27 protein-coding genes are annotated in these 26,906 nt (G+C 72.8%); 12 read left to right on the plus strand and 15 right to left on the minus strand.

Features of this window, described 5'->3' with window-relative positions; translation table 11 throughout:
- Window positions 1–74 precede the first annotated feature (74 nt).
- Genes N912_RS49830 through N912_RS0106095 form a run of 3 tightly spaced genes read left to right on the plus strand, consistent with a single transcriptional unit; the run spans window position 75 to window position 3,453 of the window.
- Window positions 75–1,031 carry an MBL fold metallo-hydrolase gene (locus N912_RS49830; protein ID WP_037062872.1) on the plus strand — a complete coding sequence of 319 codons (957 nt, stop codon included), beginning with the start codon at window positions 75–77 and terminating at the stop codon, window positions 1,029–1,031.
- Window positions 1,031–1,960 carry a fumarylacetoacetate hydrolase family protein gene (locus N912_RS0106090; RefSeq protein WP_028921738.1) on the plus strand — a complete coding sequence of 310 codons (930 nt, stop codon included), beginning with the start codon at window positions 1,031–1,033 and terminating at the stop codon, window positions 1,958–1,960. The genes N912_RS49830 and N912_RS0106090 overlap by 1 nt, the downstream gene beginning before the upstream one ends.
- Window positions 1,961–1,965: 5 nt before the next feature.
- Window positions 1,966–3,453 carry an AMP-binding protein gene (locus N912_RS0106095; protein WP_037062874.1) on the plus strand — a complete coding sequence of 496 codons (1,488 nt, stop codon included), beginning with the start codon at window positions 1,966–1,968 and terminating at the stop codon, window positions 3,451–3,453.
- Here the strand turns inward: N912_RS0106095 and N912_RS0106100 are convergent.
- The 5 genes from N912_RS0106100 to N912_RS66945 form a co-directional block, all read right to left on the minus strand.
- A complete protein-coding gene (locus N912_RS0106100; RefSeq protein ID WP_028921740.1) occupies window positions 3,450–4,178 on the minus strand; it encodes an ABC transporter ATP-binding protein in 729 nt (242 codons plus the stop codon). The genes N912_RS0106095 and N912_RS0106100 overlap by 4 nt on opposite strands.
- Complete coding sequence (locus N912_RS0106105; RefSeq protein ID WP_028921741.1) at window positions 4,154–5,005, minus strand: ABC transporter permease; 852 nt, start codon at window positions 5,003–5,005, stop codon at window positions 4,154–4,156. Before N912_RS0106105 ends, N912_RS0106100 begins: the two co-directional genes overlap by 25 nt.
- Window positions 5,005–6,069, minus strand: a complete 1,065-nt coding sequence (locus N912_RS0106110; RefSeq protein ID WP_211261135.1) for a PhnD/SsuA/transferrin family substrate-binding protein — start codon at window positions 6,067–6,069, stop codon at window positions 5,005–5,007. Before N912_RS0106110 ends, N912_RS0106105 begins: the two co-directional genes overlap by 1 nt.
- Window positions 6,066–7,028, minus strand: coding sequence for a TauD/TfdA dioxygenase family protein (locus tag N912_RS0106115; RefSeq protein ID WP_028921743.1), 963 nt, complete (start codon window positions 7,026–7,028; stop codon window positions 6,066–6,068). The genes N912_RS0106110 and N912_RS0106115 overlap by 4 nt, the downstream gene beginning before the upstream one ends.
- A 108-nt stretch (window positions 7,029–7,136) precedes the next feature.
- Window positions 7,137–7,259 carry a putative leader peptide gene (locus N912_RS66945; RefSeq protein WP_425415269.1) on the minus strand — a complete coding sequence of 41 codons (123 nt, stop codon included), beginning with the start codon at window positions 7,257–7,259 and terminating at the stop codon, window positions 7,137–7,139.
- A gap of 384 nt (window positions 7,260–7,643) precedes the next feature.
- Here N912_RS66945 and N912_RS0106120 point away from each other — a divergent pair, with 384 nt between their 5' ends.
- The gene (locus N912_RS0106120; RefSeq protein WP_028921744.1) at window positions 7,644–7,922 is read left to right on the plus strand and encodes a hypothetical protein; all 279 of its coding nucleotides are present in this window, start codon (window positions 7,644–7,646) and stop codon (window positions 7,920–7,922) included.
- Window positions 7,923–7,990: 68 nt separating this feature from the next.
- Here N912_RS0106120 and N912_RS63285 read toward each other — a convergent pair whose 3' ends face one another.
- Window positions 7,991–9,487 carry a GMC family oxidoreductase gene (locus N912_RS63285; RefSeq protein WP_028921745.1) on the minus strand — a complete coding sequence of 499 codons (1,497 nt, stop codon included), beginning with the start codon at window positions 9,485–9,487 and terminating at the stop codon, window positions 7,991–7,993.
- Between the two features lie 120 nt (window positions 9,488–9,607).
- On the opposite strand from N912_RS63285, the gene N912_RS0106130 reads away from it, so the two are divergent.
- Window positions 9,608–10,666, plus strand: a complete 1,059-nt coding sequence (locus N912_RS0106130; RefSeq protein WP_037062877.1) for a hypothetical protein — start codon at window positions 9,608–9,610, stop codon at window positions 10,664–10,666.
- Window positions 10,667–10,671: 5 nt separating this feature from the next.
- Here the strand turns inward: N912_RS0106130 and N912_RS0106135 are convergent, their stop codons facing one another.
- From N912_RS0106135 to N912_RS0106145, 3 genes are all read right to left on the minus strand, one after another.
- Entirely contained in the window at window positions 10,672–11,439 is a 768-nt protein-coding gene (locus tag N912_RS0106135; protein WP_028921747.1) for an SDR family NAD(P)-dependent oxidoreductase, read from the minus strand.
- Window positions 11,440–11,515: 76 nt separating this feature from the next.
- Window positions 11,516–12,799 (minus strand): MFS transporter, encoded by a 1,284-nt coding sequence (locus N912_RS0106140; protein ID WP_037062880.1) that lies wholly within the window; start codon window positions 12,797–12,799, stop codon window positions 11,516–11,518.
- Window positions 12,800–12,824: 25 nt separating this feature from the next.
- Window positions 12,825–13,982: a CaiB/BaiF CoA transferase family protein gene (locus tag N912_RS0106145; protein ID WP_028921749.1), complete on the minus strand. Its 1,158-nt coding sequence runs from the start codon at window positions 13,980–13,982 to the stop codon at window positions 12,825–12,827.
- Between the two features lie 182 nt (window positions 13,983–14,164).
- On the opposite strand from N912_RS0106145, the gene N912_RS0106150 reads away from it, so the two are divergent.
- Window positions 14,165–15,745, plus strand: coding sequence for a PucR family transcriptional regulator (locus N912_RS0106150; RefSeq protein WP_028921750.1), 1,581 nt, complete (start codon window positions 14,165–14,167; stop codon window positions 15,743–15,745).
- Here the strand turns inward: N912_RS0106150 and N912_RS0106155 are convergent.
- Window positions 15,654–16,601, minus strand: a complete 948-nt coding sequence (locus N912_RS0106155; protein WP_156993199.1) for a PaaI family thioesterase — start codon at window positions 16,599–16,601, stop codon at window positions 15,654–15,656. The two genes, N912_RS0106150 and N912_RS0106155, sit on opposite strands and share 92 nt — an antisense overlap.
- 145 nt (window positions 16,602–16,746) lie before the next feature.
- Between N912_RS0106155 and N912_RS0106160 the strand changes: the two genes are divergently transcribed.
- The 5 genes from N912_RS0106160 to N912_RS0106180 all read left to right on the plus strand — a co-directional run bounded on the left by N912_RS0106160 (window position 16,747) and on the right by N912_RS0106180 (window position 20,549).
- Complete coding sequence (locus tag N912_RS0106160; RefSeq protein WP_028921752.1) at window positions 16,747–17,481, plus strand: haloacid dehalogenase type II; 735 nt, start codon at window positions 16,747–16,749, stop codon at window positions 17,479–17,481.
- A gap of 177 nt (window positions 17,482–17,658) precedes the next feature.
- Window positions 17,659–17,943, plus strand: coding sequence for a hypothetical protein (locus tag N912_RS0106165; protein WP_028921753.1), 285 nt, complete (start codon window positions 17,659–17,661; stop codon window positions 17,941–17,943).
- A 13-nt stretch (window positions 17,944–17,956) separates the two neighbouring features.
- A complete protein-coding gene (locus N912_RS49835) occupies window positions 17,957–18,628 on the plus strand; it encodes a GntR family transcriptional regulator (RefSeq protein ID WP_084210616.1) in 672 nt (223 codons plus the stop codon).
- A gap of 84 nt (window positions 18,629–18,712) precedes the next feature.
- Entirely contained in the window at window positions 18,713–19,480 is a 768-nt protein-coding gene (locus N912_RS0106175; protein WP_028921754.1) for an SDR family NAD(P)-dependent oxidoreductase, read from the plus strand.
- A 31-nt stretch (window positions 19,481–19,511) separates the two neighbouring features.
- Window positions 19,512–20,549 carry a proline racemase family protein gene (locus N912_RS0106180; protein ID WP_028921755.1) on the plus strand — a complete coding sequence of 346 codons (1,038 nt, stop codon included), beginning with the start codon at window positions 19,512–19,514 and terminating at the stop codon, window positions 20,547–20,549.
- A 7-nt stretch (window positions 20,550–20,556) separates the two neighbouring features.
- Here the strand turns inward: N912_RS0106180 and N912_RS0106185 are convergent, their stop codons facing one another.
- Window positions 20,557–21,420 carry a CPBP family glutamic-type intramembrane protease gene (locus N912_RS0106185; protein WP_028921756.1) on the minus strand — a complete coding sequence of 288 codons (864 nt, stop codon included), beginning with the start codon at window positions 21,418–21,420 and terminating at the stop codon, window positions 20,557–20,559.
- A 124-nt stretch (window positions 21,421–21,544) separates the two neighbouring features.
- On the minus strand, window positions 21,545–22,735 hold the full coding sequence (locus tag N912_RS0106190; protein WP_169747819.1) for a metal-dependent hydrolase family protein: 1,191 nt from the start codon (window positions 22,733–22,735) through the stop codon (window positions 21,545–21,547).
- A 120-nt stretch (window positions 22,736–22,855) separates the two neighbouring features.
- Between N912_RS0106190 and N912_RS0106195 the strand changes: the two genes are divergently transcribed.
- Window positions 22,856–24,163, plus strand: coding sequence for an MFS transporter (locus N912_RS0106195; protein WP_169747820.1), 1,308 nt, complete (start codon window positions 22,856–22,858; stop codon window positions 24,161–24,163).
- A gap of 5 nt (window positions 24,164–24,168) precedes the next feature.
- Here N912_RS0106195 and N912_RS0106200 read toward each other — a convergent pair whose 3' ends face one another.
- From N912_RS0106200 to N912_RS0106210, 3 genes are all read right to left on the minus strand, one after another.
- A complete protein-coding gene (locus N912_RS0106200; RefSeq protein ID WP_084210617.1) occupies window positions 24,169–24,639 on the minus strand; it encodes a PPOX class F420-dependent oxidoreductase in 471 nt (156 codons plus the stop codon).
- A 61-nt stretch (window positions 24,640–24,700) separates the two neighbouring features.
- Window positions 24,701–25,591, minus strand: coding sequence for a LysR family transcriptional regulator (locus N912_RS49840; RefSeq protein ID WP_051579746.1), 891 nt, complete (start codon window positions 25,589–25,591; stop codon window positions 24,701–24,703).
- A gap of 1 nt (window position 25,592) precedes the next feature.
- Window positions 25,593–26,906 carry an FAD-dependent oxidoreductase gene (locus N912_RS0106210; protein WP_028921760.1) on the minus strand — a complete coding sequence of 438 codons (1,314 nt, stop codon included), beginning with the start codon at window positions 26,904–26,906 and terminating at the stop codon, window positions 25,593–25,595.

Here is a 26,906-nt window from a genome sequence, read left to right on the forward strand (position 1 = left end):
GCCCGTGACACTCATTGATATCGGCATTAATCGTACCAATAACGCCGATATTCGACCCTTTCGAAGGAGCCGTCATGAGCTACCGCAAGGGCCTGCACGACCTCGGCGACGGCTGTCACGCCTGGTTGCTGCCGGACGGAAGCTGGGGCTGGAGCAACTCCGGCCTGGTCACCGGCTCGGGTGCCTCGCTGATGGTCGACACGCTGTTCGACCTCGCGCTGACCCGGGAGATGCTGGCCGGGATCGCGCCGGTGACCGATGCCCATCCGGTCCGGGCCCTGGTCAACACGCACTCCGACGGCGACCACGTGTTCGGCAACGAGCTGCTCGCCGAGCGCGACGTGGAGATCATCGCCTCCGCTGCGGCCGCCGAGCTGATGACCCAGGACGCGGTGGAGGCGCTGGCCAGGCAGAAGAAGCTGGGCGGCGTGATCGGGGAGTTCGCCAGGCACATCTTCGCGCCGTTCGAGTTCGAGGGCATCACCGCGACCGGCCCGCACCGGGTGTTCACCGGTGAGACGGCGCTCGACGTGGGCGGGCGCGAGGTGCGGCTGATCCAGGTCGGGCCGGCGCACACCCCGGGCGACGCCCTGGTGCACGTGCCCGACGCGCGGCTGCTCTACGCCGGGGACATCCTGTTCGTCGGGGGCACCCCGATCGCCTGGGCCGGCCCGATCGAGCGCTGGATCGGCGCGCTGGACCGCATCCTGGACATGGACGTGACCACCATCGTGCCCGGTCACGGCCCGGTCAGCGGGAAGCCCGAGGTCGCGGCGATGCGGGAGTACCTGGTGTTCGTGCGCGCCGAGGCCCGCAAGCGGTTCGAGGACGGCATGTCCGTCGACGACGCGATCGCCTCCATCGACCTGGGCCGCTGGGCCGGCATGCCCGAACACGGGCGCCTGGCGCAGAACGTGCTCAACGTCTACCAGCAGCTCGACCCGGCGCTGCCCCGCCCGGAGCGGCTGACCGTGCTGGAGCGGATCGCCGTGCTGGAGGGCTTCGGCGCTCCGGAGGAGGTGGCGGGCTGATGCGCTTCGTCACCTACGCCTCGCCGGCCGGCGGCGACCGGGTCGGCATCGTGGCCGGCGAGCGCGTCCACGGGTTCGCACCCGGCGACACCCTGCTCGACGTGCTGGACAGGGGCGAGCTGCGCGAGGCAGGCGAGCGCGCCCTCGCCTCGCCGACCGAGACGGTGCCGCTGGACGGGCTGGTCCTGCGCGCCCCGCTGCAACCCCGCTCGATCCGCGACTGCATGGGCTTCCTGCAACACCTGCGCAACTGCGCCGGCGCCGCCGACCTGCCGGTGGACGAGCGCCACCACCAGTTCCCGGTGTTCTACTTCTCCAACCCGGCGGCCGTGGTGGGCCCGCACGACGACGTGCCGATCGCGCCGAACAGCGAGATGTTCGACTACGAGCTGGAGGTCGCCGCGGTCATCGGGCGGGCCGGCTCGACGATCCCGCTGGACCGCGCCGAGGAGCACATCGCCGGCTACCTGCTGCTGTGCGACTGGAGCGCACGGGACCTGCAGGTCAACGAGATGGCGCTGCGGCTGGGCCCGGCCAAGGGCAAGGACACCGCCAACACGCTCGGCCCGATGCTGGTCACCCCCGACGAGCTGGAGCCCTACCGCAGCCGCAACGCGTTCGACCTGGAGATGACCGGCTACGTCAACGGCGAGCTGGTCAGCAGGGGCCGGTGGAACACGATCGACTGGGGCTTCCCCGACATGATCACCTACACTTCGCGGGGCACCACGCTGCGGGTCGGCGACGTGATCGGGTCGGGCACGGTGGACACCGGCTGCCTGTTCGAGCACTACTCGATCGACCGCGACAACTTCCGGGGCTGGCTGCGGCCGGGCGACGAGGTGCGGCTGGTGGTGGAGCACCTCGGCGAGCTGCGCCAGCGCGTGGTGCCCGGCGTCAAGGCCGAGCCGTTGAGCACCGGATACTGACGCGGATGTCGCTCACGCTGAGGTCGCTGTTCGTACCCGCGTTGAACCGGTTCAACGGCCGGCCGGCGCTGCGGTTCGACGGCCGGGTCACGAGCTACGCCGACCTGGTCGCCGACGCCGACCGGCTGGCCCACGTGCTCGTCGCCGCCGGGGTCACGCCCGGCGCCCCGGTCGCGATCATGATGTCCAACCGCGCGGAATGGGTGGTCGCCGACCAGGCGGTGATCCGGGCCGGCGGGGCGAAGGTGCCGGTCAACGACATGCTCTCCGCCCCGGAGATCGCTTACGTCCTGCGCGACTCCGGGGCGGTCGTCGCGCTCGCCGACGAGGGGATGGCGGACGCGGCCAGGGCCGCCGGCGTGCGCAGGGTCATCGCCGTCGGTCCGGACTGGGACGCCGCGCTGGCCGCCGCCCCGACCGGAGGGCCGCCGAAGGTCGAGGTCGCGGAGTCCGACGTCGGGCTGATCATGTACACCGGCGGGACGACCGGGCGGCAGAAGGGTGTCGTGCACACCCAGCGGGGCCTGGCGGTGAACCTGCTCGCCCACGTGGTCGAGACCGGCCTGCTCGACGACGAGCGGCTGCTGCTCACCTCGCCGCTGCCGCACTCGGCCGGCTTCCTCGCGCAGGCCGGGCTGCTCAAGGGCGCGCTGGCGATGATCGAGCCCCGGTTCGACGCCGACCTGGTCCTGGACCGCATCGAACGCGACCGCGCCACCTTCCTGTTCATGGTGCCGACCATGATCTACCGGATGCTCGACGCCGCCGAGCGCCGCACGGTGGACCTGTCCTCGCTGCGGACCATCCTCTACGGCGCCGCGCCGATCACCCTGGAGCGGCTGGAGCAGGGGCTGCGGCGGCTCGGCCCGGTGTTCATGCAGCTCTACGGGCAGACCGAGGCGCCGAACTTCCTGACCAGGCTCACCAGGGAGGAGCACGACCTCGCCCGCCCGGACCGGCTGACCAGCTGCGGCCGGCCCGCCACGATGGTCCGGATCGCGGTGCTCGACGAGGCCGGCGAGCCCGTCCCACCCGGCACGCCCGGCGAGATCTGCGCCCGGGCGCCCTACGTCATGGCCGGCTACCACGGGCTGGCGGCCAAGACCGCCGAGACGCTGCGCGGCGGCTGGCTGCACACCGGCGACCTCGGCATCCTCGACGACGACGGCTACGTGCACCTGCTCGACCGCAAGAACGACATGATCATCAGCGGCGGGATGAACGTGTACTCCACCGAGGTCGAGAACGTGCTGCAGGCCTGCCCGGGCGTCGGCCAGGTCGCGGTCGTGGGCGTCCCGCACCCGGACTGGGGCGAGGCGGTGGTCGCGTTCGTGGTGCCCGCCGACGGCGAGGACTTCGACGAGCCGGCAACCGTAGCCCGCTGCCGGGCGGAATTGGCCGCCTACAAGCGCCCCAAGGCCTACCGCCTGCTCGGCTCCCTGCCCGTCACCGCCTTCGGCAAGGTCGACAAGAAGGCGCTGCGCGCCGGCTAGCTCCCGTCCACCCCCAGCGCGTCGAGCAGCTTCTCCCGGTGGGCGAGGAACGCCGGGTCGCCGTGGGCGCGGGGCTGGCCCAGGTCGATGCGCCGGTCGACGACGATACTGCCCGCGTCCAGCACCAGCACCCGGTCCGCGAGCAGGACCGCCTCGTCCACGTCGTGGGTCACCAGCAGCACGGCCGGGCGGTGGCGCCGGCACAACTGGCGCAGCAGCGCGTGCATCCGGATCCGGGTCAGGGCGTCCAGCGCGCCGAACGGCTCGTCGGCGAGCAGCAGCCGCGGCTCCCTGACCAGCGAGCGGGCCAGCGCGACCCGTTGCTGTTCGCCTCCGGACAGCTCGGACGGCCACGCCCGTTCCCGATCGGCCAGCCCGACCTCGGCCAGCGCGGCGCGGCCCAGCTCCCGGGCGCGGGGTCCGTCCAGGCCGAGGATCACGTTGTCCAGCACCCGCGCCCACGGCAACAGGCGGGAGTCCTGGAAGACCACCGCCACCCGCGACGGTTCGGGGCACCGCAGCGCCCCCGACCCGGCCACGCCCGCGTCGAGCCCGGCGAGGGCGCGCAGCAGCGTGGTCTTGCCCGAGCCGCTGCGGCCGAGCAGCGCGACGAACTCCCCCGGCGCGATGTCCAGGTCGATCCCGTCGAGCACCGCCCGGCCGTGGTAGCCCCGGGTCAGCCCGCCGGCGCGGACCGCGCTCAGCCGCCCAACGTCCGCTGCCACGCCAGCGCCCTCCGTTGCGCCATCCGCACCGCGGCGTCGCCGACCAGGCCGAACACCGCGTAGACCACCAGCCCGACCACGATGATGTCGGTCTGGCCGTAGGTGCGCGCCTGCGTCATCAGGTAGCCGATGCCGCTGGTGGCGTTGACCTGCTCCACCACCACGAGCGCCAGCCAGGACATGGTCACGCCCAGCCGCAGGCCGGTGAAGAACCCGGGCAGCGCGCCGGGCAACGCCACCCGCCGGATGAACCGCCACCGCGACAGCCCGACGGTTTCGGCGAGCTCGACGTAGCGTTCGTCGATGCCGCGCAGCCCGGCGTGGGTGTTCAGGTAGATCGGCACCAACACGCTGGTCAGGATGAGGATGATCTTCATCTCCTCGCCGATGCCGAACCACACGATGGCCAGCGGGATCAGCGCGAGGGTCGGGATGGCCCGCTTGACCTGGATCGGCCCGTCCACGACGGCCTCCCCGATCCGGCTCAGCCCGGCGACCAGGGCGAGCGCCACGCCGGCGCCCACCCCGAGCAGCAGGGCGAGGCCGGCGCGGCGCAGCGAGGTGAGCAGGTTCGACTGCAGTCGGCCGTCGGCGACCAGCTCGGCCGCGGTGGTCACCACCGTCCAGGGCGCGGACAGCGTTCGCGGGTCGAGCACGCCGGTCGCCGAGGCGACCAGCCAGGCCAGCAGCAACAACAGCGGGCCGAGCGCCAGCGCGCCGGGAACCCGCGGGCCCGGCCCGAGGCGGCGTCTGGCCGACGGGCGAGCCGCCAGCCGGGCGTCGTTGTCGGCGACCGCGCGCGCCCGCCGCACCGACAGGTCAGTCATCACCCACCCCCGCCCGAGGCGTCCGCGGTGACCTGGTCGAACCGGAGGTCGAAGCCGCGCGCCGCGCTCACCCGGCGCGGCAGCTCGCCGGCCCGGTCGATCACGTCGACGGTGCCCTGCTGGCGGTCGACCAGCGCTGCGTCCAACCTGGGAAAGCCGAAGCGCCCGAGCGAGTCCACGATCCGCTGGCCGTCCGCGGCGCTGACGCCCTGGTTGCGGACGTAGTAGCCGCGCACCCACTCGGCCGGGTGTTCGTCCACCCAGCGCAGCGCGCGCAGGTAGTGCCCGACGTAGGCGCGCAACGCCGCCGCCTTGGCCGGGTCCGCCAGCGCGGCCCGCCGGGCGTACAGGTAGTTCAGCCCGGTGGCCACGTCGGCCGTCTCCGCCGGGTCGATCACCCCGCCGCCGCGCGGGGCCGCCTCGGCCAGGAACCGCGTCAACCGGGGCTCGTTGAGCGGGGCCACGTCGACCTGACCGGTGCGCACCGCGTCGTTGAAGTCGCCGAGCTGCAGCCGCACCAACCGCACGTCGGAGGTGCGCAGCCGCGCCTTCTCCAACGCCCGCAGCACCATCACCTGCTGCGCGGTGCCCTCCGCGTAGGCGATCTTCGCGCCGCGCAGGTCGGCGAGGTGCCGGATTCGGCTGCCGGGCGTGACCGCGAGCTGGCTGCTCGCCGGCGCGGTCTGCCGGGCGAAGATGATCGGCACGTCCTCGCCGGCGGCCAGCGCCTGGATCGGCGGGGTGTCCCCGACCCAGGCCACGTCGGCGGCACCGGCCCGGAACGCCTCCAGGATGGCTGGGCCGCCGGTGAAGTTGGCGAACTCGGCAGCGAACGGCAGCCGCGCCTGCTCCCCGGACTCGCGCAGCGCGACCTGCTGGTACTCGGCCTGGTCGGCGATCACCAGCCTGGTGCCGGGCGGGACCTGGGTGGGCAGCGGGGCGTCGGCCGCGAGCGTGCCGGCCGCCGCGTTCGGGCCGGCGCAGGCGCCGAGCAGCGCGGCGGTGACAGCCGCGACGACAACCGTGACGACAGCCGTGACGACGACCGGGGCCGTGGCCCTCAACCGACCACTACCCGGTGGTCGGCGGTGAACTCCCGCCCGGCGATCAGCTCGGACGCCCTGCCGTCCGGCCCCACCGGGCGCTCGCCGATCAGGGTCACCCGGTGCAGGGTCCGCTGGACGTCCAGGTGGTCCAGGTCGGTGGGCGCCAGGTGCGCGGTGGCCCGGTTGTCCCAGAACGCCACGCTGCCCGGGCGCCAGCGGAACCGGACCGTGTACTCGGGCCGGGTCAGCTCGGCGTAGAGCAGGTCCAGCAACGCCCGGTTCTCCCTCGGCGTGAGGTCCAGGATGTGGCCGGTGAAGCCGGGGTTGACGAACAGCGCCCGCTCCCCCGTGACCGGATGCACCCGCACCACCGGATGCACCGCGACCAGCAGGTTGTCGTTCACCCGCCGGCTGTAGCTGTCGCCGCCGGCCGGCTGCTCGCTGCCGCCGTAGCGATGCTCGGCGCGCAGCGTGTCCAGCCACGCCCGCAGCGGCGCGGACAGGCCCTGGTAGGCGGCCACCAGGTTGGTCCAGGTCGTGTCGCCGCCGAACTCCGGGACGGTCTCGGCGCGCAGGATGGACCCGGCCGGCGGGTTGACCGCCGCGGTCACGTCGGTGTGCCAGCCGGCGAAGTAGCTGTAGCGCCGGCGGGTCCTGACCGGGTTGTCCTTGCCGTAGCGCTGCTCGTAGCGCCGAGGATCCACCGTGAAGATCTCCGGATGGCCCTCCGGCGGCGCGTCGTCGTGCGGATGGGCATAGGTCAGCTCGCCGAAGTGGCGGGCGAACCGGATCTGCGCGGCGTGATCCAGGTCCTGGTCCCTGAAGAAAATGACCTTGTAGACGTGCAGCGCGGCGGTGAGCCGCTCGACGGTCGCCGGGTCGAGCGGCCTGGACAGGTCGACGCCGTCGATGTCGGCGCCGATGTGGCCGGCGACCGGGCGGATGGACAGGTCGGTGAGCTCTGGTGCGGTAGTCATCTCGGGTCCTTCGGTCAGCGGGACCGGTGACCGCCAATCGCGCTCATGCCGATGCCGAGCGCGCTTGCCCAGCGGCCAGGCCCGTCCGGTGAGGTGGGCTGACGGAGCTCAGAAGGGCCGACACAGCGCGGTGGCCGTGCGGCAGAGATCGACATGGCGACGGCTGCGCAACAGCGTGACGTGCAACGGCGCGACACCCGGCCGCCCGGGCACCCACCCACCGTCACCCATGTGGCGACGCTAACACGCACCGAGCCGAAAGTCTACCAATCTGGCCATATTTACCGCCTTGGACTCCCGCCGACCGAATGCTCGCATTTCACCCTATTCAGGCCGTAATTCGCCGTCACGACAAACTGGTGTCGCGGCGGCGGCCGGGCGTCGCGCCTATCGTTCCATCTTGGATTGAGGTAGATAATTCCAGGTCCGGGCGCGCATTCGACGCGTCAATCAGGCGTGGCAAGGGATCGCCTTCTCACCTGATAGAGATCACCCCGAAAGGTGCTTTCGCCCGACCCCTCCGGCGGCGCTGGACAACCCGGTTCGAATAGGACTAAATCTGTGCCCCGGTCGATGCGAACACACGCAACGACCGCTGAAAAGGAAGGAAGGGCAATGATTCGCAAGTACGGTCAGCGCGCCGCGCTGACCCTCGCCGCGACCGCCCTCGCGGCCAGTGGGACCGTCCTGTTCGGGGCCACCGCGCTGGCGGCCCAGAACGGGAGCAACCACACCAGCGGCGGGTCCGCCGGCGGCGGCGGGACCGCCCAGTCCTGGTGCGCGATCCCGATCGCCGCCGGGCTGGGGATCCTCGGCAACGGCTCGGCCGACGGCAACTCGCAGTGCAACGCCGGCGCCAACGGCGGCGGCGCGGCTCCCGGCGCGTCGTACTGATCACCGCGAGCCAACCTCGCCGGTGAGCCGGACGTAGCGGTAGCGGCCCCCGGATGCATCGGGGGCCGCTATCCGCCGGCCGCGATCCACCCGGCGGCGTGCTCGCCCAGCATCATCGCGTCCAGCGCCGTGGGACCGCGCAGCGGCACGGGCACGACGCTCAGGTCGACCACCCGCAGCCCGCCGACGCCGTGCACCCGGCACCGCTCGTCGACCACCGCCTCGGGATCTCCCGGCGGACCCATCGCGGCGCCGCCGTGCAGCGTCAGGCGGCTGAACGTCATCGCGCGCAGCGCCTCCCGGAGCCGGTCGTCGTCGGCGACCAGGGCGTCGTCCACCATCTCGAACCCGCTGATCGTCCTGGTGAAGGCCGGGTGCTGCGCGATCGCCCAGGCATGCCGGTAGGCCGCCACCATCCGCTCCAGGTCGCCGGCCTCCCGGTAGAAGCCCAGGTCCACGACGGGCGGTTCGGCCGGGCTCGGACCCGCGACGCGGACGGTGCCGAGCGAGCCGGGGCGCATGTCGCCGACCATGATCGCGCTCACCGGTTGGCCCGCGTAGGGGTCCGGCCCGGTGAACAGGTTCAGGTAGAACGCACCGTCCGTCGCATGGCCCGGGATCGCCTCCAGCCGCGCGATCAGCTGGTTCAGCATCGCCTCGCCGGACACGGAGCCCTCGGCCGGGCGCGCCGGGATGACCGCGCCGGGCTGGTCGCGCACGCCGCGCCCGACCCCGGGAACGTCCACCAGCGCCGGCACGCCCGCCGCGCGCAGGTCCCCGGCGGCCCCGATCCCGGAGCGCAGCAGCAGCGCCGGCGTCATCGGCACGCCCGCGCAGAGGATCACCTCGCCGGCGGTGATCTCCTGGCCCCCGGCCCGCACCCCCACCGCCCTGCCGTCGCGGACCAGGACCCGCTCGACCGGGCAGTTGCCGAGGACAGTCAGGTTCGGCCGCCCCCGGGCCGGGGCCAGGTGGGTGAGGTTGGCCGACATCCGCACCCGGCCTCGGCGGTTCTGGGGGTACGGGCCGATGCCGGTCGCGTCCGGGGCGTTCATGTCGGCGCGGTAGGGGTGGCCGGCGGCGAGCACGGCGGTCAGGAAGCCGTCCATCGGCGCGGTCAGCTCGTCGCGGCGGGGGCGCACGATGGGCACCGGGCCGCGCCCGCCGTGGTACTCACCGTCCGGGAAGTCGTGGTCGGTCTCCAGCCGCCGGTAGGACTCCAGCACCTCGGGCCACTCCCAGGCCGGCAGGCCCAGCGCGGCCCAGGCGTCGAAGTCGGCCGCCAGCGCCCGGACCGCGCCGTACGCGTTGACCTGCGACGAACCACCGACCACCCGGCCGCGCGCGACCTCGGCGACCCGACCGGCGCAGATCCTCGCCGTCAGCCCGGCGTCGAACCCCTGGCCGGCGCCGTCGCGCAGGCTCGCCGGTAGCGACGCCTCGTCCGGGAAGTCCGGCCCGGCCTCGAGCACCAGCACCCGCCGCGACGGGTCCTCCGACAGCCTGGCCGCCAGCACACAGCCGGCCGTCCCGGCGCCCACGATGAGATGGTCGACTCCCGCCACGCTCCGGACGCTACGCGGCGGTGATCGCCCCCGGCTTGGAGGAATGTGACCTCGGGATGCGACATGTCGACGGTTTCGACACGATGTGGCGGGGCTCGGACGAGAGGACGGTAATACGACATGACGCGTCGGGTGGACAGCGAGTTGTTGCTGGTCGGCAGCCTGCCGGCGGACTCGACGGAGGCGGCGTTCCGGGCCGGCGCGGACCTCTTCGGCGACCTGGTGTTCGCGCTGCCCGACGGCGAGACCGGGCCGCGCGCGGCGTGGGTGGGGTACGAGCGTGAGCACCTGGCGCGGCCGAACCCGGGCGTGGTCGTCGTCGAGGAGACCGCGTCGCCGACCGGCATCCCCCGCCACGCCTACGAGACGCCGGTGTTCGCGGTGCGCGAGGGCGTCCGCGAGCTGCACTGGGACACCTGGCCGCGCATCGACGACGCCATCGCCTCCTACGCGGTGTTCCGCGATCTGCGCGAGCGGGGCGTGATCCCCAGCCGGCTGCGCTTCCAGGTCGGGCTGCCGTTCCCGTCCAGCGCCCTGAACGCGTTCAAGGCGGACTTCGCGCGCGACTACCCGATCGCCGAGCGGGCGTTCGAGGACCTGGTCAGGCGCGAGCTGGCGCGACTGCTGGACGCGATCCCGGTCCGCGACCTGGCGATCCAGTGGGACATGGCCTACGAGACGCAGGACATCAGCGGCGTGCTGGCGTGGACGCCGGAAGGTGCGTGGGAGCGCTTCGCCCGCCCGGTCCGGACCCTGACCCGGCTGATCCCCGAGGAGGTGCTGGTCGGCTACCACCTTTGTTACGGAACATTCCCGGAGTGGCCGATGTTCGAGGCGCACGACATGAGCACGCTGGTGCGGATGGCCAACTACGCGGTCGCGGAGTCGGGCCGCCCGGTGGACTGGCTGCACCTGGCCGGCCCCCGATACCTGCGCAGCGAGGACAGGCGCTTCTTCCGTCCGCTCACCGACCTCGAGGTGGACGCCACCCGTGTGTTCCTGGGCATCGTGCTGCCGATCGACGGCGTCCCCGGCCTGCGCCGCCGCCGGGCCACCGCGTCGCGCTACCTGGACGACTTCGGGGTGGCGATGTACTGCGGCTTCGGCCGGCAGCCCGGCCTGGACGGCCAGCAGACCATGCGCGAGCACCGCGACACCGTCCGGGCCACGCTAGGCTAGGCCGCCTAGGCGGGGAACGACGATCGGCTCAGGTAGCCGAAGTCGGACACCAGGCTGGTGCCGTTGACCGGCCCCGATCCGGGCGACGCGAGGTAGAGGACGTGGTTGGCGACCTGAGCCGGCGACTGGACGGGGAAGTCGGCGCCGGCGAAACCGTCCGGCCCGGTGCCCAGGTCCGCGCGGGACATCGGGGTGTCGACGATGGACGGGCACACGCAGTTGACCCGGATGCCCCGCTCGGCGAGGTCCACCGCGAGCGCGCGGGTCAACTGCAGCACCGCGCCCTTCGAGGCGTTGTAGGGCACCATGCCCGGGGCGGCGACGAAGCTGGAGTCCGAGGCCAGCAGCACCACCGAACCCACCTCGGAGCCGGACAGGTACCGACTGGCGTGCTTGACCAGCAAAAACGGCCCGCGCACGTTGACCGCCATCACCGCGTCCCAGGCCTGCGCGGTGATGTCCTCGATCGCCAGGCCGAACGGACCGGACACCCCGGCGCACCCGACCGCCACGTCCAGCCCGCCGTAGCGCCCGGCCACCGACCGCACGGCGGAGGCGATCTCGTCCTCGACGGTCACGTCCGCCGCGACGAAGACCGCCCGCGCGCCGAGCTCGGAGACCAGCTCCGCCTCGACCGCGCGGCCACCCTCGACGTCGACGTCCAGCAGGCCCAGCCTGGCGCCCTCCTGGGCGAACGCCCTGGCACAGGCTCGGCCGATCCCCGACGCCGCCCCGGTGATGACCACCGCCCTGCCCCGCAGCCCCAGCTCCATCCGGCGAGCATCGCAGCCGCACCGCCGGATGCCTTGCCGACCAGCGAACATTCCTTGACGCACCGCGCGCGCGTCCTCATCGCGGGATCGGACGCCCGGCGGTCTCGGGCAGGAACGGCAGGACGGCGACGCCGACGACATAGAGGCATCCGATGATCGCCGCGGCCTGCGCGGGACCGCCCAGGGCGAGGACCAGGGTGCCGAACACGACGGGGCCGGCCGCCGCGACCAGTCGCGTGGAGTTGAACACGAAGCTGATCGCCGTCGCCCGCAGCCCGGACGGGAACAGCTCGGGCAGGTAGATGGCGAACGCCGCGAACATGCCCAGGGTGAAGAACCCGTTCACGGCCGCGACGGCCAGCGCGAGCCCGACGTCGTGCACACCCAGGTACAGCACCAGCGTGGAGATCACCGAGCCGACCAGGTACACGGCTATGTACCTGCGTCGACCGATCCTGTCTGCGACGAACCCGCCCACGATGTAGCCGACGATCGACCCGAGGTTGTAGTTGGCGCCGGACAGGCTGATCAGGTGGTTGACGTCGGAGCGCCCGCCGGCCGCCGCGAGCTGCCTGACGAACAGCGGCAGCGAGGTGGACACGGTGTAGTACGCGCCGATGGAGAACAGCGACAGCACCAGCGTGAGCAGCACCCTCGAACGCAGCGCGGGCTCGGCGAAGACCCGTCGAGGCGAGGGCCGGGCGGTCCGCGCGTCCGACCAGACGGCGGACTCGCTGACGTTGCGACGGACGTACAGGGTGAACAACGCGGGCACCGCCCCGCACAGGAAGACCCACCGCCACGCCGACGGCCCCAGGCCGCCGAGGAGCAGCCAGGTGGCCGAGGCGAGCAGGGCGCCGAACCCGAACCCCGACTGCATGAACCCGGCGGCCTTGGCCCGCGCGCGGGTCGGCCAGGTCTCCGCGATGAGCGCGGTCCCCGTCCCCCACTCGCTGCCCAGCGACAGCCCGGTGAGGAACCGCAGCACCAGCAGGCTTTCGAGGTTGAACGACAGCGCCGTCAGGCCGGCGAACGCCGAGTACGCCGCGATGGAGGCGATCATGACTCGCTTGCGGCCGACGCGGTCGGCGACCATCCCGCCGACGACCCCGCCGACCGCCCATCCCACCAGCGTGATGCCGACGGCGATGCCGCCCCAGAGCGGCAGGTTCGCCAGCTCGTGCGCGGGCAGCAGCTGCCCGAGCATGGGGATGAGCACGACGACCAGCGCGTACGTCTCGTAGCCGTCGAACCCCCACCCGAGGAACGCCGCGCCGAGCGTGCGCCAGTTGGTGCGGGTGACCTCCCGGTACCAACGACCGGTCGCGGGCTGCACGGTGGCCTCTTCGTCGAGGGACATGGGCGGGCTCTTTTCCGGTCGGTGGTCAGGGCCGGGCGATCTCGGCGAGTACCTCGGCGGTGTGCTCGCCGAGGTCCGGGACGGCGGTGGCGTGCTCGTCGACGCCGTCGAGGTTGAAGGGAGCGCGCAGCACGCGGACGGGGCCGGTCGAGGTGGCCGCCCGCGTCCACCGCGAGCGGGCCCGGTGCTGCGGGTGCGCGACCAGGTCGGCCAGGGTGTTGACGTCACCGGTGGGGATGCCGGCGGCGAGCAGCAGCTCGGTCGCGCGCCGCGCCCCGAGCTCGGCGAGCCGCTCCTCGATCAAGGGTTCGAGCTCGTCGCGGTGGGCGACGCGGGCCTCGTTGGTGGCGAACCGAGGGTCCGAGGCCAGGTCCGGCCGGTCCAGCACCCGAGTAGACAGATCGTTCCACTGCTGGTCGGTCTGGACCGCGAAGTTGACCTGGCCGCCGTCGCCGGCCGGGTAGACGCCGTAGGGAACCATCATGTTGTGCCTGGCCCCGGCCCTCGGGAGTTGGTGGCCGGCGTACATCTGGTGGTAGGCGGGGGCCATCATCCACTCGCTGAGGCAGTCCAGCATCGAGACGTCGACGAACGTCCCCTCCCCGGTGTGGTCGCGGCGCAGCAGGGCGGCCAGGATGGACGACAGGGCGTAGACGGCGGCGCACATGTCGGCGACGGAGATGCCCACCTTCGCCGGCCGGTCCGGCTCCCCGGTGACCGAGAGCAGCCCGGCCTCACCTTGGATGAGCAGGTCGAACGCCTTGCGCGCGCGGTAGGGGCCGCCGTCGCCGTAGCCGGAGATCGCGCAGGTCACCAGGCGCGGGTACCGGGTCCGCACGGCGTCGCGGCCGAACCCGAGCCGCTCGACGGCCCCGGGGCCGAGGTTGTGGACGAACACGTCGGCGGTGCCGAGCAGCGCGTCGAGCGCCCGGCGGCCCCGGTCGCCCTTGAGGTCGAGCGCGACGCTGCGCTTGCCCCGGTTGGCCCACACGAAGTACGCCGAGCGGCCCTCGACCACCGAGTCGTAGTGCCGGGCGAGGTCGCCGCCGTCCGGCTTCTCGATCTTGATCACGTCCGCGCCGAGGTCGGCGAGGTGGCGCGAGCACAGCGGCGCGGCCACCGCGTGTTCGAGCGCGATGACGCGCACACCGTGCAGCGGCGGCGCACCGGGGTCGGGGACCATCGTGGCGGCGCCCTTCGTCGGGGATCGGGTGTGGGGCAACGCTAGGAACGCGGCCTCCCGGGAGTCCTCGGGCGATCCCACGACGTATCGGGCGCGCGGTTGGGGTTCTCGACGACGCCGGGTGCGCGCCGGGTGGGTTAGCCTGGCCGGCCAGGACGGTGTGCCGGACGAAGGATGGGCGGGTGAACCTCAGCGAGCTGCTGGCCGCGGTCGGGCCCGCGCCGCTGCGGACGCACCTACTCCTCGACGGCGGCCGCGCCACGGTCGGCGACGTCGTGATCACCGACGCGGCCTGCCCGATGGCTCCCGGCCAGCTGGTACTGGCGGTCGGGGTCGACGCGTGCACCTCGGCCGCGCGTGACGTGCTCGACCAGGCGGGCCGGGCCGGGGTGGCGGCCGTGGTGTTCCGGTCACCGGGCGGCCGCCAGGTGACCGGGCTGGGCGGCACCTCGGTGCTGTTCGCCGAGGATCACATCGGCTGGGCGCAGCTGTTGGTGCTGCTGCGGACGTTGACCTCGGCGGCCCAGGACCAGCTCGCCGAGACCCCCGAGCGCACGCCGCCGAGCAGCATGCACGGGCTGGCCGACGCGATAGCGGTGATGGTCGGGGGCACGGTGGTGCTCTACGACCGGGCGCACCGGGTCATCGCGTACTCGGTGCGCGGCCACGAGATCGACGACGTGCGCCGGGACGCCATCCTGGGGAAACGGACGCCGGAGCAGTGGATCAAGCGGTTCACCGTCGACCGCTCCGCGTACCAGACCTACCAGAACCCGGACGACGTGATCCGCGTCGACAAGTACCCGAACCTGCGCACCCGGCTGCGCATCGCCATCCACGCCGGCGGGGAGATCCTCGGCGAGATCTCGGTGGCGGAGGGACGGCATCCGCTGGGCGGCGAGGCCGAGGAGGCGCTCAAGCGGGCCGCCGCGCTGGCCGTGCCGTTCATGCTGCGCCACCGGACCGCCGAGGACACCGACCGGAGCACCCGGTGGCGGATGCTGCGGGGGCTGCTGGCGGGCGATCCGGGCGTGGCGAGCCAGGCCACCCAGGCGGGGCTGGCGCCGGAGAAGGGCCTGGCGGTCGTCGGGTTCGCCGTGCACGCCGACGAACGCGCCGACGCCACCGTGCGCGAGGTGTTCGCCGAGCGCCTGGTGCACCTGCTGTCGCTGCAGATGGGCAGCCTCGACCCGGCGGCCGGCGTGGTGCACACCGACGGCGCCTACTACGCGGTCGTCCCGACCCGCACCGAGGCGATCCACGAACGGCTTGCCGGGCGGCTGGCCCCGGCGTTGGCGCAGCTCGTGCGGCTGGACATCGACGCCCGCGCGGCGGTGGGGCGGCGGGTGACGGACCTGGCGCGGCTGCCCGACTCGCGCCGCGACGTCGACGACCAGCTGGTGGTGCTGGAACGGCGGGGCGCCCCGGGGCAGGTCGGGACCCGGGGCTCGCTGTGGGCGGAGCTGGTCGTGCTGCCCGCCGAACGCGCGGTCGAGGCCCTCGATGCCGAGCTGGGCGGGCGCCTGCACCGGCTGCTGGTGCACGACGAGCGCAACGGCACCGAGTTCGTGAAGACGCTGCGCGTGTACCTGGAGCAGTTCGGCTCCATCTCCGCCTCGGCCGACGAGCTGGTCTTGCATCCGAACACGTTGCGGCACCGGCTGGCGCGGCTCACCGAGCTCTCCGGGATCGACCTCGGGCAACCGGCTCAGCGGCTGGCGTTGTCCCTGCAGCTGCGCGCGCTGGCGCACGGCCGAGGGTGAAGGTGGCCATCGCGACCGGCCGCCCCGCCTGCCGCGCCTCGACGTGCACGAACGCCAGTCGCCGGGTGGCCGTGGTGGCGGCCGAGACCTCCACCGGTTCCCGGGCGCTCGCCGGAGCCATGAACACCGCGTGACCGCGGACCAGCCGCCCCGGCCGCGCGCACGCCCACATGAGTCCGAACAGCACGCCGCCCTGGACGTAGCCGGCCCGGTTGACCATCGCCTCGGTCGGGGTGCACAGCAGGGTGCCGGCCGAGCCCGAACAGGCCCGCGCGAGGATCTCCTCGCTCCACGACCGCCCTGCCGGGTTCGTGAGCAGGGCGGTGGCGGCCGCGTCCAGCTCGGCGAGCAACGGCATGTCGAGCTGATCCAACCGGCGCGGCGGGTACGAACCGGACGGGCGCTCCCAGGGCAGCACGCCGGCCGCCGTGGCGTTCGCCGCCAGCCCGAACGTCGCATCGGCGCGCCCGACCACCCGCTCGCCGGAGAGGAACTGGCCGTGCGCATCGGCGAGGTTGTCGACCGGGTCGTGGCCCCACGCCCTGAACCGGACGTCGTCGGGCACCCCGGCCAGGTCGAGCCCGACGGTCAGCGACACGGTGGGCATGGTGAACCCGCCGCCCAGGCGCGACCGCAGCGCTCCCCCGAGCGCGAGATCGGCGAGCATGGCCGCGTCCAGCACACCGAGCGGGCGCGCCACCTCCGGCCGGCCCGGATCGAACCGGAGCTCGAGGTCGCCCCCGCCCGGCCGTAGCCGCTCGGTGCCGAGCAGGGCGGCGAGCGGCGGCGCCCCGGTCGCGCGGAACGTGCCCACCGCCGACCGGGCGGCGCGCCGCGCGCTGTCGTCATCTGACACGCCCCGCAGCCTCCCCCGCCCAGTCGCCGCGCGGCGATGTGCGGTCCCCCAATGCCGGGGCGGCGGGTTCTGGCGATCGTCCGATGAACCGGCCCGGACGCCGAACCTAGCGTGGCCGCCGAGATCAACCTAAGGAGCGCGCGCAGTGGACACCATCGCCGGGACGAAAGCCCTGATGTTCGACTTCTACGGAACGGTCGTCGACATGCAGGGCGGCCTGACCGAGGCCATCACACCGTACCTGCGGGCCAAGAACTACACCGACAACCCACCGTCGCGGGTGGTGACCTGGTGGCGCCGCAACCACTTCGAGAACTCGATGATCGACGCGCTGCTGCACCGCGACCACACCCCGTACCGGGAGATCGGCCGCCAGACCGTGCACTACACGCTCGAGCGCGCCGGCATCGAGCACACCGACGACGAGGTCAGGGACCTGGTCGCCGAGATCCAGCGGCTCAGGCCGTTCCCGGACGTGGTGGAGGCCCTGACCGCGATCAAGAGGCACGGCATGCGCCTGGTGATTCTCTCCAACGGCGACCCGGACATGCTGGCCACCGGCGTGCCCTACTCGGGCACCGACCACCTGTGGGACCGCGTCATCTCGGTCGCCGAGGCGCGGTCCTTCAAGCCACACCGCGACACCTACACCACCGCCGCGAAACTGGTAGATCTTGTTCCGGATCAGGTGCTGTTCGTGGCGAACCATGCCTTCGACTGCGTCGGGGCGAAGGCGGCGGGGATGCGCACCGCGTTCGTGAACCGCCGACGGCGCCCGTTCGGCAACGACAAGTACGCCCCCGACCTGCAGGTCGAGGACTTCGCCGAGCTGGCCTCCGTGGTGGTAGATTATGCGGAGGAAAACGTCCGGATTGAGTAGGGCGGCCCGGTGCGCACGGTCGGCCTCGAGGTTCCCCGGGCCGCGGGTCATCGTGGGGCACTGGGGCGAGGTGGTCCTGTTCTACCTGGAGCGGCTCCAGAAGCTGGACGCGTTCGTGACGTTGCGGCGGCCGCTGGCCGACTGCTTCCGGCACAACGTGGGGCTCACCCCGGCGGAATGCTCAGCGAACGCTACCTGCGCTGGGCGCGCGAACTGGTCGGCGTCGACCGGTTGCTGTTCGCGACGGACTACCCGTTCGAGTTCGCGCCCGCGGGTGGCGCCCGGCGGTTCCTTCAGAACGCGGACCTGAGCGACACCGACCGCGCGCGCATCGCCTCGGCGAGGACATCTCCGCCGAGGAGCTGCTCGACACCTGACCGGCGCGAGCCGGGGCAGGCCCCGCGAGATAGCAAACAGTTGACAGCTACCCTGAGGCTCGGTTCGGACACCGGCTGGAGTTGATTCGGGTGAGGCTGTGACCAGCGTGGGGCCCGCTGACCACGAGTCCCGTTCGGCCAGGGCGGCGGATGCGGTGCGCACGGCCATCCTGGACGGCCGCCTCGCGCCCGGCTCGCGCATCAACGAGGTGCGGGTCGCCGCCGAGCTGGGCTTCAGCCGGGGCCCGCTGCGCGAGGCGCTGCGCGCGCTCGAGGAGGAGGGGCTGGTCGTCCGGCGGCCCTACCGCAGCCCGGTGGTGGCGGAGGTCGGCTCCCGGGCCATCGCGGAGATCGCCTCCCTGCGCGTCCGGCTGGAGCCCTTCGCGATCGAGCTGGCCCTGCCCTGGCTGCGCTCCCCCGCCGGCCGCACCGCGCTGTCGGAGAGCCTGGCCGACCTCACCGCCGCCGCGCGGACCGCCGACGTGGCCGCCTGCATCGACTGCCACCTGCGCATCCACCGCATGTTCTACGAGCGCGCCGGGCACAAGCTGCTGCTGGACAGCTGGCGCTCCTGGGAGTCGCAGCTGCGCGTCTACTTCGCGCTCGACGCGTCCACCTTCACCAGCCTGGACGACCTGGTGAAGGCCCACGAGCGGCTCACCGCCCTGCTGCTCGACGGTGACCTCCAGGAGATCTCCCGCGAGGTGGCCGACCACGTCGAGAGGGCCGCCGTGCACGCCAGCAAGATCGCCCGCGACCTGGACGACTAGCCCCCTCTGTTGACAGGCCCTCCCCGGCTGGGCACTATCAAGAAGTGTAAACAGTTTGCACTTTAGCGAGGCGAAGGGCGTGGGATGAGGCTGCTTGACGGGAAGGTCGTCATCGTGACCGGCGCGACCAGGGGCATCGGCGCGGCGATCGCCACCCACCTCCACGACCAGGGCGCGGCGGTGCTGGCCACCGGGCGCTCGAAGGAGGGCCTTGCCGACCTGGCGGCCGCCGTCGGGGACTCGGAGCGGTTCGGCACGCTGCCCTCGGACGTCACCGTCGAGGACGACGTGGCCGCCGCGGTGGCGTCGGCCGTCGGCCGGTGGGGCAAGCTGACCGGGATCGTGAACAACGCCGGTGTGTTGATCCCGAACGACACGGTGTCGGCCGACCTGGCGGAGTACGAGTCGACGTTCGACGTCAACGTGAAGGGCGTGTTCCTGGGGTGCAAGCACGCGGTGCCGGCGATGGTGTCGACCAACGGCGGTGGGTCGATCGTCAACTTCGGCTCGATCAACTCGCTGGCCGCCGAGAAGCAGCTCGCGCTCTACACCGCGAGCAAGGGCGCGGTGCTGATGTTGACCCGCGCGATCGCCCTGGACCATGCTGAGCAGGGCATCCGGGCGAACTGCCTGTGCCCCGGGTTCGTGGACACCGACCTGAACGTGCCGCACTACACCAGGCTCGGCGGCCGCGCCGCCCTGGACGCGGCGCTGCCGGACTTCCAGCCGCTGGGCCGGCCGATCGAGCCGGTCGAGATCGCCCAGCCGGTGGCGTTCCTGCTCTCGGACGGCTCGTCGGCGATGACCGGGACCGCGTTCGTGGTCGACGGCGGGGTGCTGTGCAAGGCGTAGTGGGGCCGGGTTCGACGAGGGAGGAGGACGGGTGCGCTGGTCGCGGACGTTGACGGTGGTGGGCTGCCACGCCGCCGGTGAGGTCGGGAGGGTCGTCACCGGCGGGGTGGGCGACGTGCCGGGCGAGACGATGTTCGACAAGAAGCTCTACCTGGAGCGGCATCGGGACGAGCTGCGGCGGATGCTGCTCAACGAGCCGCGCGGCAGCGTGGTGCAGGTGGTGAACTTCGTGCTGCCCACCCAGCATCCGGAGGCGAGCCTGGGCTACGTCATCGCGGAGTCGGAGGAGTACCCGGCGATGTCCGGCAGCAACACCATCTGCACGGCCACCGTGCTGCTGGAGACCGGCATGCTGCCGATGACCGAGCCGTGGACGGACCTCGCGCTGGAGGCCCCGGCCGGGCTGATCCGGCTGCGCTGCCGCTGCCAGGACGGCAAGGTGCTCTCGGTCCGGTTCACCAACCAGCCCTCGTTCGCCTACCACCTGGACGCGCACGTCGAGGTGCCCGGCCACGGCACGGTCCGGGTCGACGTGGCCTGGGGCGGCATGACCTACGCGCTGGTCGACGCGGCCGACCTCGGCTTCGGGCTCACCCCCGACGAGGGCCGCGACCTGTGCGTGGTCGGCGAGCGGGTCAAGCGCGCCGCCGCCGAGCAGCTTGAGGTGTCGCACCCGGACAACCCTCGGCACGCCGGCATCACCCAGACCGAGTTCACCGGTCCGCTGCGCCGCGAGGACGGGGTGCTGACCTCGCGCAACGCGGTCGTCGTCTCGCCGGGCCGGCTGGACCGCTCCCCCTGCGGCACCGGCACCAGCGCGCGGCTGGCCGTGCTGCACGCCAAGGGCGAGCTGCGTGCCGGCGAGGAGTTCGTCCACGAGTCCGTGATCGGCAGCCGGTTCGAGGCGCGCGTGGAGGAGACGACCGCGGTGGGCAGCTACCCGGCGACGATCACGAGCGTGGCCGGCAGCGCGTGGATCACCGACATCAGCCAGGTCGGCCTGGACCCGAGCGACCCCTTCCCCGAGGGCTACCGGCTGTCCGACACCTGGCTGAAACCGGACCCGTGAGTGGCCTTCAGCGGCTGAACACACCGAACGGTGCCGGCGCGGGGCGGGCCGCACGGGCTGTCCACCACACGTAGACGAGGACCCCGAGCACGAACGGCAGCAGCTCGAGGAAGGTGGGATCCAGCTCCGCCAGGGCCGGCACTCCCTGGCTCTGCCGCAGGAGCGCGAAGACGACCTGTTGGGCGGCGTACAGCCCGACCGCGGCCTCCAGGCCACCGGTCCGAAACGCCAGCCAGCACATCGCCAGGCCCACGACCAGGTTGGTGGCGACCAGCGGTGCGTCCCACGTCCACGTGCTCGTCATCGTGGCCATCAGCACCGCCGTCGCAAGCGCCGCCGAGGGCCACAGCCGGCCGGTCCACGCGCCGAACACCTGCAGCAGCCAGCCGCGCGCGAGCTCCCAACCCGCCGCCGACAGCGGCGCGGCCACGAGCGTGACCACGACCGAGGCCGCGAAGGCCGCGTCGCCCGGCCATTTCTCCGGTCTCCAACCGCCGGTCGTCCACACCCTTGCGAGCGCGACGAGCGCGACGACGACCAGCGCCCGCGCGGCGCAGGACCCGAGCCATCGCCAGCGGATGTGGCCCGCCACACCGATCACGGTGTCCAGGCGCCGCCTGACCCCGAGCACGGCCACCAGGACGGCCGGCAGCAGGACGACGCGCCATCCCACGGCCAAGATCAACTGCGTGAACGGCCCGGGCGGCGGGCCCATGCCGGACGCCACGAAGGCCAGGAACAGGACCACCGCGTAGAGCACCAGCCCGACCGCGCCGACGATGACGAGCTCGACGAGGGGCGACCACCAGCGGTACCGGAGGTCCACTCCGAGCCGGTGGTACCGGGTGCCCTCGGGTGTTGTCGCGTCCATCGTCCCCCTCGACGGCAGGTGCGGCGTCGCGCCGTGCAGTCTGTCGCGTCGGAGCCCGTCGACGCCACACGATTGCGGCGCTCTTCGCGCCCGAACCGCGTCGCACTCGTCGCGGCCTCGCACGTCACGGGTCGGTCGGCGAGCCGCCCTTGACGACCAGGACGACGTCGGCCAGCGCGCCGATGTCGGCCGAGACGTCTCCGCGCACCGCCAGCAGGTCGGCGGCCTTGCCTTCCTCCAGCGAGCCGTGGCTGTCGCCGAGGCCGATCGCGGTGGCGGCGTGGCTGGTGCAGATGGCGACGGCCTGGAGCGGCGTGGCGCCGCACTCGGTGAGCAGGCGTGCCTCGTGCGCGAGCCGGCCGTGGTCGATGCCGGCGCCGCCGGAGTCCGAGCCGCCCGCGATCGGGGTGCCGATCCGGAGTGCGGCGGTCACCGCGGCGCGGACGGCGTCGCGCACCCGCTCGGCCTTGCGGCGCATGTACTCGGGCGTACCGAGGCGCTCGGCGCGCCGCGCGATGAGGTGCGCGGCCATCATGGTGGGCACCAGGTAGCGGCCCGCGTCGCGCATCCGCAGCGCGGTCGGTTCGTCGAGGTAGCTGCCGTGCTCGATGGTGTCGGCGCCGGCGTCCAGGGCGAGGTTGATCGCGGTGGGCGTGTAGGCGTGCGCCGCGACCACCAGCCCCGCCCGGTGCGCCTCGGCCACCCCGGCGGCCAGCTCGTCGGCGGTGAGCTGCGGCTGGTCGATCCGCGCCGTCCTGTCGTACACGCCGCCGGAGGCCATCAGCTTGATCGCCCGGGCGCCCCGCTTGATCTCCTCGCGCACCGCGCGGCGGACCGCGTCGGGGCCGTCGGCCTCGCTGGCGATGTGCCAGGCGTGGCCGCCGGTCATCGCGACGGCCCGGCCGGCGGCCAGCACGGTGGGTCCTTCGACGTCGCCCGCGTCGATGGCGTCGGCGAGCGGGATGGACAGCGAGTCGGTCGCCCCGAGGTCGCGCGCGGTGGTGATGCCGGAGCGCAGCATCGCGCGGGCGCGGCGGGCCATGCGCAGCACGGTCCGGGCCGGGGACGGCTCCAGCGCGACCTCCTCGTGCGGGGTCGGCCCGGCGTTCCACACCAGGTGCACGTGCGCGTCGACGAGCCCGGGCAGCAGCGTGCACTCCCCCAGGTCGACGTCGTGCTTGGACGACACCCGGCCCGAGCGGGCGGATCCCACCTCGACGATCCGCCCCCGTTCGACCGTGACCAGCCCATGCTCGCGCACCCGCTCGCCGAGCCCGTCGACCAGCCATCGAGCCACATATGTCCGGGCGTCCATCCGCATTCTCACATTATTGGACGAAAGGGTTCCGATCCGTAAAGGCTCCTGTCCGGTCAATACCTGCTATCCATCACACGCCTGTTCCGCGAGTGTTCGGCGCGCCCTACGATGACGGTCGTGGCAGTCAGTGACGATTCCGTCCGCTCGGCGCCGTCTCGCGCGGACGCCAAGAGGGCCACGCTGGCCGCTTCCGTCGGCAATTTCGTCGAATGGTTCGACTTCGGCTTCTACGGATATCTGGCCACCACGATCGCCAGCGTTTTCTTCCCGGGCGAGGACCCGGTCGCGCGGCTGCTGGCGACGTTCGCGGTGTTCGCCGCCGCGTTCGGAGTCCGTCCGCTCGGCGCGGTGTACTTCGGCTCGGTGGGCGACCGGATCGGGCGCAGCCGGGTGCTGGTGGTCACGATCCTGCTGATGTCCGGGGCGACGTTCCTGGTGGCGCTGCTGCCCGGCTACCGCGACATCGGCGTCGCCGCGCCGCTGCTGCTGTTGGCGCTGCGGCTGGTGCAGGGGTTCGCGGCGGGTGGCGAGCCGGGCGGCGCGGCGACCTTCCTCACCGAGTACGCGCCGGCCGGGCGGCGCGGCAGGTACGCCAGCATGTGGCACGTCTCCAGCTTCGCCGCGCTGATCTGCTCGTCCGGGCTGGTGCTGCTGCTCACCGCGGTGACGACGCCGGAGCAGATGCTCGCCTGGGGCTGGCGGGTGCCGTTCCTGCTCGCGCTGCCGGCCGGTTTCATCGGCCTGTACATCAGGCTCAAGGTGGAGGACACCCCGGAGTTCCGGCGCCTGGAGGCCGCGTCCGAGACGGCCGCCGCGCCGGCCAGGGAGGTGCTCGGCCGCGACGGCGGCGCCGTCGTCCGCACCCTTCTGGTGGCAGCCGTGCAGCAGTTCGGCTTCTACACGATCTTCGTGTACCTGGCCTCGTTCCTGCAGGTGCAGGCCGGTTTCTCGGCCGGGGCGGGGACCGCCGTCACGATGCTCACGGTGGTGGTGGCGATGGTGGTGGTGACGCCGTTCGGTGCGCTCAGCGACCGGGTCGGGCGCCGGCCGGTGCTGGTCTGGTCGTGCGTCGCGCTCGCGGTGGCCGCCGTGCCACTCATGCACGTGGCGGCCACCGGGGCGTTCGCGCTGGCGCTGCTGGCCGCCGCCGTGCTGACCGTCCCGCTCGGGGCGTTCATGGGCGCGGCGGCCGCGACCTTCCCCGAGCAGTTCAACACCCGCCGCCGCTACGCCGGCATGTCGCTCGGGTTCGGCCTGGCCTCGGCCGCCTTCGGCGGGACGGCGCCGTACCTGTCCACCTGGGTCGCCGACCGGCTGTCCGACCCGATCGCGCCCGGGTATTTGCTGGTGGCGTTCGCGCTGGTCTCCCTGGCGGCCTCACTGACCCTGAAGGAGACCGCCCACCGCAGGCTCGACCAGCTCTAGCACGGTCAGCCCGCCACCACATGATCGGGCTGGATGTGGATGATCACCCGCTCGACACTTCGCCTCTCCTCGTACGGGTAGGTGTCCTGGTTGAGGTACTTGCGCGCCAACCGGTCGAGGAACGCTGTGTCCGGATCCGGCTCAACCTCGACCACACGGCCACGTACTTCGAGGTAGCGGTAGGGGTTGTCGGGGTCGAGGATCGACACCGACACTCGCGGGTCCCGCCGGATGTTGCGGTACTTCTGCCGGTCGGTGCCGGTAGAGATGAGCAGCTGTCCACCGGAGGCGTCGAACCACACCGGATGTGACTGCGGCTCACCGCCCGGCCCGAGCGACGAGACATGCGCGAAGCCCTTCTTCTCGAGCAGGTCGGCGTGGCTGTCGGGGATCTGGGGGCGGCGTGCCTTCCTGCTCCCGGTGAGCCTGTTGATGCTGTCGACGTCGTTGGTCGTGTCCCGGACGTTCTCCGCCATCGTGGCCTCCTTCTCGTTGCCACCGGCATTGTGCGGTGCCGGTCCGACAACTCGAGTCGGCCTAGGCCGCACAGAGCTGGTCGATCAGCCAGCCGAGGGCGAGGTCGTCGGCGCGGCGCGCGTCCCAGGCTGCCGTCTGCTCGATGGGCGGCAGCGGGACCGGGCAGGGCGACCAGCGGATCTGCGCCGCGCTCTCGGCCAGCAGGGCCACCTGCTCCGGCATGATCGAGATGAGCGGCCCGCCGCGCAGCAGGTGCGGCACCAGCAGTTGGCTCTCGGCGCGGGCCACGACCGTGCGCGGTATCCGCCGTTCGTCCAGCTCGCGGTCGACGGCGCTGGTCAGGCCGCCGGGCCGGTACTCCACGTAGGGCAGGGCGGAGAGCTGGGCGGCGTCGATGTCACCGGACACGGTGGGGTGCTCGCGCCACCTGGCGCACACGAAACGGTCGGTGAACAGCGGCCGCCGGGCGGTGTCCGGCACGTCCTTGCGGCGGATCGACTCCGAGATCAACAGCACGTCGACGGCGCCCCGGCGCAGCGCGTCGGCGAGGTCGTCGCGCAGCGGCAGGACGTCGACGGAGACCCCCGGCGCCCGGGTGCGCAGCCGGGCCAGCAGCGCGGGGACCACGACCAGCGCGGCGTAGTCGCTGGTCATGATCGTGAAGGTGCGCCGCGCGGTGCTCGGTTCGAACGCGGGGTCCAGGGCGAGCAGCCGGGAGGCGGCGCACACCACCTCGGCCACGTGCTCGCGCAGCAGCTCGGCGTGCGGGGTGAGCACCATCTCGCGGCCCCGGCGCACCAGCAGCCGGTCGTCGAACGCCGCGCGCAGCCGGGCCAGCGAGGCGCTCATCGCGGACTGGCTGAGCCCGAGCCGGGCGGCGGCCCTGCTGACGTTGCGCTCGCGCAGCAGCACATCCAGCGTCCGCAGCAGGTTCAGGTCGAACCCGTCCATGTCAGCTCGCGCGGGACAGCTCGTGGCGGACCTTTCCGGCGGCCGCCGCACCAGCGCCGGCCGCGACCTCCATGTTGCCGAGGTCGCCGAAGTAGTCCCCGGCCAGGTGCACGGCCCGCCCGGGGGCGTTCGCGTAGTCGTGCAACGCGGAACGGTCCTCACCCGGGCGACGATAGACGTTTCCGCGCTCCCATTTCTGTACCTTTACCTCGTCGATGTTCCCGTCCAGCCGAGGGAATATCCGGAGCATGTCGGCGAGCATCAGCGAGGCAATCTCGCTTTCCTCGATTTCCAGGAAAGCGGCCGCCGGGGCGCCACCGGCATAACACATCAGGCTGCCGCCGTCCGCCCGATGTCCACCGGTCCGAAGCGGGTTCGCGTGGTTGAACCACATGTCGTAACACGAGCTGGCGGACACCAGGGCATAGATGTCGTCCCACGGCATGGCGCCGGTTTCTTTCGTGATCACTCCGGCGCAGACGAACGCGCCGTAGCCGATTCCCGCCAGGCACCGGGCCACCGGCTCCGGGAGCTCGCTCGCGATCGCCGCCGCGGCCGGGGCGGGCACCGCGAGGATGACCTGCCTTGCCCGCAGCCTCTCCTCCCGCCCGTCGCGCCGGTACACCACGAGCTGGTGACCGTCCCGCTCGGCCGCCGACACCACCCGCGCGCCGAGCCGCGCCCGCTCCCCGAGCAGCCCGGACATCGCCTCGGCCCACCGCCCGGAGCCGCCGTCCAGGTTCACCGACAGCGAGACGCCGTCGGCCCCGTCGCCCCACAGCGTGCCGAACAGCGACAGCCCCACGCTCGCGCTCTGCTGCTCCAGCTCGGCGCAGGCGCGGCGGCCGGCGGCGCGCAGGATCGCGTCCACCCGGGCGGGCAGCGGGCCGAGCAGCTCGGCGAAGCTGCCGTCCGGGGGCGGCCGGCGCCCGCGTACGCCGGCGGCGAGCCGCAGCCCCGCCCGTGCCAGCGCCACCCGTTCGCGCACGGTCATCGGCAGCACGAACGGGTACGACTCGACGCGGCGCGGGCTGTAGACCGTCCCGCCGAACTCCAGCGACGTCTTCGAACCGGAAATGGCCACCGTCCGCAGCCCGAGCGCGGAGATGATCTCCTGTACGTGCGAGCGGCCGGACGGGAACAGGTGCCCGCCCAGGTTCAGCCAGTACTCGCCGCGCGGCTCGGAGTACAGCCGGCCACCGAGGCGCCGGCGCTCCTCCAGCAGCACCAGGTCCAGGTCCCGCAGGTGCCAGGCCGCCGCCATCCCGGCCGGCCCGCCACCGATCACCGCCACGTCGTGCACCCTGTCGTGCAA

The organism is Actinospineispora acaciae DSM 45401 (genome assembly GCF_000620785.1).
GTDB classification, from domain to species: domain Bacteria; phylum Actinomycetota; class Actinomycetes; order Mycobacteriales; family Pseudonocardiaceae; genus Pseudonocardia; species Pseudonocardia acaciae.